Genomic DNA, 7,011 nt, shown 5'->3' on the forward strand with positions numbered 1-7,011 from the left:
TTTTACCACATGGCAATAACGAACAAAAAAAATGAATAAACATCCAATAACTTTAAAACTTTAGCCATTCATCCATATTTCATATCTAAATTATCTCATAAAATCTATTCTCCAACTAACAGAAATCCTCCATTACAAGGTATGTTAACACTCAGTTGTTTCTTTCTATTTAGTTTAAAATCTAAATACGTTCCCTTTAGAATCTTATCATCTAAATAAATCTTACCTTTTGAATTATCTTGCAACATTGTTAAATCTACTTTTATTTTTAGAGAATCGGACTGGGCATTAACGCCAGCGATGTACCATTTTGACCCACTCCTACGTGCTAATAAAACGTACTTACCCGGGTATCCATCAACAAAACGTATCTCATCCCATGTTGAGGGCACTTCTTTCATAAAATCAATAGCCCATTGGGGTGCATCCTGAAGATTATTAGGTGCCAAAGCAAAATGCTGGACTCCACTTTGAAACAACACAGCCGTTGCCAATGCAAATACGTCTGAGGTGATTCTCTTTGAACCTTTGTTTGGAGAATTATTCGCATTATAGAACTGATTCAGTGCACTACCGCCAAAATCCATGCTACCAACTGCATTTCGGATAAAAGGATGTAAACAGGCATTAAACGCTTCGGCATCGCAACTTCCTTGCGAAAAATGAAGATTCTCACTAGCTAAAACGGCTTCGCTGGAGGCAAAATTAGGATACATCCTCTCCCATCCTCTTGGGAGGGTGCATCCATGAAAAATAACCTGTAAACCATAATCATTCGCATCAGCCAGAATTTCTTCATACAACTGCATTGTTATCTGCTTATCGCCCCCAAAAAAATCAACCTTTATTCCTTTTATACCAACACCTTGCATCCAGGCCATCTCTTCTCTTCTAATTCTGGAATTATCCATTAACCCACGAGGACCTTGAGGTGCATCGTTCCAATATCCATTAGAATTGTACCAAAGATACAAACCCACATTTTTTGATTTCCCATAAGCAGCCAGTTCTGCTATTTTATCTTTCCCTATCTGTGTGTCCCACAAAGCGTCAACCAGAATAGTTTCATAACCCATTGCTGCACTAAAATCAATGTATTCTTTCTGAACCTGAAAGGTGGTATGACTATCCATCTTCATGATCCAACTCCACGATCCTTTGGTAAATTTATATTTTCCAGATGCTTCATATTTGGGTTTAACAACGTCAAATGGCACGGTTGTTTCAACAATGGGTTTCAATGACTCACCAACTGTAACCGTTCGCCACGGGGTTTCTCCGGGTAAATAAACTCCAGGAGAAGCGGTACCGTTTCCATTGTTCTCTTCCGGCTGCGGAAATCCTATCGTGTATAACCCTTCTTTATGTCCAATCAATCGACTGGCACAATACTTGCTATCTACACCTGTTTCAGATATTAATACCCAACCATCATTCACTTTAAATAAGCATGGAAATGAGTATCCGTTTCCCAAACCATTTTGCCCCATTAACTCATCTGTTTTATAAGATGTTTCGTAGCTGGGTGCAGTTCGGGCATAACCAGTCATTGCCTTACTCTGTGGACATAAGAAGGTAGTGGTTCCTTCCGGTAAAACAAAACCAGTAACTTCATTCTCGACAATGCAACTTAAGTGATCACCAGACGGATACAGTTTATATTTAAATGCAACATCATTATTACTCACTCTAAAAATAACATCATACACCAACTTACTATCCCGGGTAAAAGACAAAACAGCCTCATTGGCTATATAATCCACTTTACTGAATTTTATATTAGGCAGCTCATAACTCTCGCTAAGCTCGTTGATAATCACTTCATCCATCATTACTAATCCGCTTGTGTAATCTCCCCAGGTGGTTTTAAGTCCGAGTGGAGATGCTTTGAGATACACCTTGTGATTATAGCTGACACTATAAAAAGGCTGACCTTCTTTCATTTCAATGGAAACAACCAGTTTACCATCTGGTCCTTTAACAATTTGTTCGTTTGCAAAAAGGCTGACCACTGAAAGAAACACCCAACATAGTACCAAAATATTCTTCATCATTTATTAATATTTACTATCTAAAAAGAAATTCATTCAATTTGAATATTATTCAGATTTCTGCAAAAGAGAAATCATAACATCAGCATAACGCCTACCTAAAATTCTATAACCCTCAGCAGAAAAATGCAGCTTATCAGCAACTGCCGGACAACCAACTGACGATACCACATGAGCATTGGCAATCTCATCAGGAAGCGTTGCTATAATCGGGTTCATACTGGCACATTTACCACCTTCTTCAGCTGATACAACTTCTCCTGCTATTAATGGCACTTCGGCAGAATTCAGATCTAAATCTACCATTAGCTGATCATAAACCAACTTTACTTTCTTTGTCCAAAGGGTATCTCCAGTGTTTGATTCGCCCTGATGCAGTAATATTCCTTTAATAACACCGTCTTTCTGTGCAAGTTTTGCCATATCTACCAAACGGGCATAAGGGTTGCCATCGTACTCTTTAACCATATTTTGCAGCCAATCTGGCGCATTGTCAACGTATGCTTGGTAATTATCTTTGTCGAACAATTCTATCTTGCATCCACCAACAGCCACATTGATAACACCAACGCTTATATTTTCAGGTAAATTATCCACAAGTGTACGCCCAAAATAGTCAACAGGAGTAAGTCCTGTATAACAACGACACAATGGAGGTACCGCTGTGTACCACTCTCCTTTTTTACGATTTAAATCCGGACAATCAACAGTAGCCATCATCTGGAAACGACTATTAATATTTACCGTATCCTGCGGCTCAAAACGTGCGTTTCCTTCCATATTTGATTGTCCAAAACTAAGAAAAACATACATTTTCTTAGCCTCTGAAATATTCTCTGAGATTTGGAAATAATCAAAATCGACATAACCTCCCGCTGATTGAGTAGCATAGTTAAATAATCCAAACCGGTATCCCATAAAATGCGATAAGGTATATTGCATCTTCAGTTCTGATCCGATTAGATTCCACTTTTCACCATCTAAGCTATAGTAGAAATATGCTCTATCTTTTCTATTTCTGAAATCACAATCTGCTTTTAGATAAACCTTTTCTTGATTTAGTGGAATTTCTTCAACTTCAACAGGAGTATTATTCTGTGCACTGATCATCACAATTTTTTTCTTCCCATCTTTATATTTCACACCTACCAAACCATATTTTTGCTGTAGTAAGGCTAAACCTGCGAAATCACCTTCTTTCATATTAGCGATATCTAGCAATGTTGATCCAGAGCAAGTGGGCCCTATCGTTCTTTGAGTAAGCGTATTTTTTGCCAATTCAAAATCATCCACAACCTCTCCGGTTTTCAAACGAAGATAACCATCTCGTTCTCTGACTGACCATAACGAATTGTCAGGATTATGATTCCATTGCCAAACTAAAGGCAAATCAGCATCTTTCTTTCCTCTCTCAAAATCATCAGAATTACCTATTCCAGGTATTAAACCTTCACTTTTTGGTAGATTAAGCTGATCGGGTACTTTCCCATCAACACCCAGCACCGGCCAACCTTCTTTCCATTCAACAGGAACAATATATGGGATCCGTCCTACGGATCCATAATCGCGAAACAAATATGAAAACCATTTTCCATCCTTTGTATCAATCAATCCTCCTTGTGCTACTCCTTTATCCTGCAATGCAACACGACTCTCGTACGGACCTGTTATCTTATCAGATCTATGCATAATTACAGTGCGCATGCCATTTCGTGGCCAAGTTATATTAAAAAGGTAATACTTACCATTTATCTTAAATAGCTGCGAACCTTCTGCAGGCAACATTATCTCTTTTCCAGCAGGAGCACCTGCATTTTCAATAATTACCTGTTCTGTTTCCGGTTTAATTCCATCAAGTTCGTTGGTTAACTCAACTAGTTTAATATTACCTCCGCCATAAATCATATATGCTTTTCCATCATCATCAAAAAACAAGGAATGATCATGCAACATTGGTTGAAATGCCTTTTTTTTCCATGGGCCTTTTTCGATATCTTTTGTTGAATAAATATAGGTTTTTCCAGTTGTTCCAGAGAAAGTAGATACATAATACTTTCCTTTATGAAAACGAATACAACTTGCCCATGATCCTTTTCCATAAGCACTCTTCCCATTCTCTAAATTTAATTCATCAGTATCATCCAGTTCATCATAACAATAATTGATGATTTCCCAATTAACCAGATCTTTCGATTTCATAATGGGCACCCCCGGACTCATATGCATTGTAGTACTGCTCATATAATAGGTGTCCCCTCTTCTGATCATAGACATATCAGGCACATCTGAGTGAATGATTGGATTTTGAGCTATATTGTTTTCAAATATTAGTAGGCCAATTATTACTAACAGGTAAGAGATTCTTACTTTCATCTTAATCATTATTTAAATAGATATTGTGAAAAATGATACAAATTATTCCGCCATACAGGCCATGTATGGCCGCCCTGATATTCATCATAAGTATATTCAATTTTCATTTCATCAAACTTTTCTAACATTCGTTGGCAGTTCTTCCAGGCAATATCTTCTTTTCCTCCCATCGACAACCAAAACATTTTCAGATTCTTATTAAGCAAATCAGCGTTTTGTTTCATAAAATCATATTCTTTTCCAGCTATATCATCTTGCATTGGATGAATCCAACCAGAACTGAAGACACCAAGATAGTTGAACAGATCTGAATTATGCAGACCGGCATAAAGTGTTTGTAAACCTCCCATCGACAATCCTGCCAAAGCACGTGACTGAGGACTGGTAAGCACCCTGTAAGTGTTTTCAACAAAAGGAATAACTACTTCTTTCAATTCAGCTTCAAATAATTGAAGAGTACCTTCTCCCAACCCCGATAATGGCATATTCCCATCAATCATTACCACCATCATTGGTGTTGCTTTACCTTCGGCAATAAGATTATCCAATATCAGATCCACTTTACCCTGCATAGCCCATCCTCGTTGGTCCTCACCACCTCCATGAAGCAGGTATAATACAGGATACTTCTTACCAGCATTTTGGTCATATCCGGGAGGAGTATACATATAAAAGTTTCGCCATGATTTAGTGATATGCGAGAAATACCTTTTTACTCTGATTTCACCATGAGGAACATCTTTTACCTGGTAATAATCATCGCCTTTGAACGGAACTTCAATTCCGCTGGCCATGCGCCCCATTCCATAGAAAGTTTCACTAGCCGGATCTGCTACTGCAACACCATCAACAATAAGTGAATAATAATGAAACCCTTCGCTCAACGAATCAGTAGTAATACTCCAAATACCATTCTCATCTTTAAGCATCTCATACTTTTTGCCTAAATCAAGTTGTATTTTTTTTGCATCCGGAGCTTTTAATTTAAAGATGACACGACCATTAGACAATATTTTTGGATATTGAGATGAACGAATATTTGTTTCGGCTCTGACCTCCTCTATTAAACTGCCTTCACTAACTAAATGGTTATTAGTCTTAAACAACAATTGCGAAAAATGATAAAAATTATCTTTCCAGACTTTAAAATCATGATAACCATCCGGTAAAACTTCATAAACATGAGGAACATGCCTGCTTTGAAGATAATCATGAATTCGCTTACTGAAACCAATAAGATTGTCTTTATCACCACAAGAGATCCATAATAATTTCATTTGCTTTTTTGTCTCTTCAGGATTGGGCACCAATATCTCAGGTGCTTTAGTATTAGGAGCTGATGAAAAACCGCCAACCCAGGCAAACTGATTAAGGTTACACAGTCCAATGTTCAACGATTGTCCACCACCCATTGAAAGGCCTGCTATGGCCCTGTGTTCACGATCTGTGAGAACAGGATAGTTGTTTTCAATATACGGAATAAGATCGTTTAACAGATCTTTCTCAAAGGTAGAGAAAGCTGCCACTTTAATACTATCAAAAATATTACCAATTGGTCTGTCGTCTTTCATAGCTCGCCCGTTTGGTAACACCACAATCATAGGCTCAACTTTGTTTTGAGCATACAAATTATCTAAAATAACCTGAGGAGCTCCTTGATTAAACCACTCTTTTTCATCGCCTCCAATACCGTGTAATAAATAGAGAACAGGATAGTTTTCTTCCATTGAGAACCCGGGAGGTGTATAAACTAAAGCTCTCCGATTTGATCCCACTGTTTTTGACTGATAAGTGATTGTATCAATCTTACCGTAATTAATATTAGTATTGAAGGTATCAAAGTCAAGTGGTGCTCGATTAAAGTCAACTTGCGCATACAAACCGATGACGATAAAATAAAATGTGCCAAGAAAGAATAATTTCATATATGATGGATTTTAGTTAAGATTGCAATTAACTAATTCAAGCCAAATTTGAGTTAATATTTTGAATATTGTAGTTGTAAATTGGGATAATTTCTCAATACAATATCTCATTTAAAACAAACTTAACACATTGATATTCTGGCACAATTACCCATCGAACAACATCTAAAGTAAACAAATCCCATAACAACTTTCTTAATAATTTAAAGCAGACCCATAAAATGGATTCTTTAATTTATATTCTATAAAATACTTCGAGAAATATGATATTTGCTATCACACATACGAAAAGAACATCAGCAAATATGATGAGCCTAACATTCTTAGATGTCACCTAAACCTAACAGATTATAATTATCACATCTATTCCTTAATTGATAATGATTTTGCAACCAGTAAAGATTATTTGTATGCCCGGTTTATCGGCTATAATATGCAGATTGATTTTCTTAAGTTAGAAATTGACAAATTAGAAGGAAGAGGTCCTATAAATAGTTCTAATACAACACTGTCTAAAGCCAAGTGGACAGGTACACGTATTGAGGCTACTGAACTCATTTATGCTATTTGGAGTTGCTAAATTTACACGGACGATTTTTTAGAGATATTAAGACCAAAATAATATCTTAGAAAAATGAGTACACAGAAAAAGTATTACAGTA

General features: G+C 36.8%; 4 protein-coding genes. 1 reads left to right on the forward strand and 3 read right to left on the reverse strand.

The genetic code is table 11. The features are described 5' to 3' along the window. Window positions 1–104: 104 nt before the first annotated feature. Genes ACRD7B_RS04595 through ACRD7B_RS04605 form a run of 3 tightly spaced genes read right to left on the reverse strand, consistent with a single transcriptional unit; the run spans window position 105 to window position 6,349 of the window. Entirely contained in the window at window positions 105–2,054 is a 1,950-nt protein-coding gene (locus tag ACRD7B_RS04595; RefSeq protein ID WP_430823298.1) for a glycoside hydrolase family 97 protein, read from the reverse strand. Window positions 2,055–2,099: 45 nt separating this feature from the next. Then, complete coding sequence (locus tag ACRD7B_RS04600; RefSeq protein ID WP_430823299.1) at window positions 2,100–4,424, reverse strand: beta-xylosidase family glycoside hydrolase; 2,325 nt, start codon at window positions 4,422–4,424, stop codon at window positions 2,100–2,102. An 8-nt stretch (window positions 4,425–4,432) separates the two neighbouring features. Then, window positions 4,433–6,349, reverse strand: coding sequence for an alpha/beta hydrolase-fold protein (locus tag ACRD7B_RS04605; protein WP_430823300.1), 1,917 nt, complete (start codon window positions 6,347–6,349; stop codon window positions 4,433–4,435). Window positions 6,350–6,593: 244 nt separating this feature from the next. Between ACRD7B_RS04605 and ACRD7B_RS04610 the strand changes: the two genes are divergently transcribed. Next, window positions 6,594–6,929, forward strand: a complete 336-nt coding sequence (locus ACRD7B_RS04610) for an RteC domain-containing protein (protein WP_430823302.1) — start codon at window positions 6,594–6,596, stop codon at window positions 6,927–6,929. The last annotated feature ends 82 nt before the right edge of the window (window positions 6,930–7,011 follow it).

The organism is Carboxylicivirga fragile (genome assembly GCF_050589805.1).
GTDB classification, from domain to species: domain Bacteria; phylum Bacteroidota; class Bacteroidia; order Bacteroidales; family Marinilabiliaceae; genus Carboxylicivirga; species Carboxylicivirga fragile.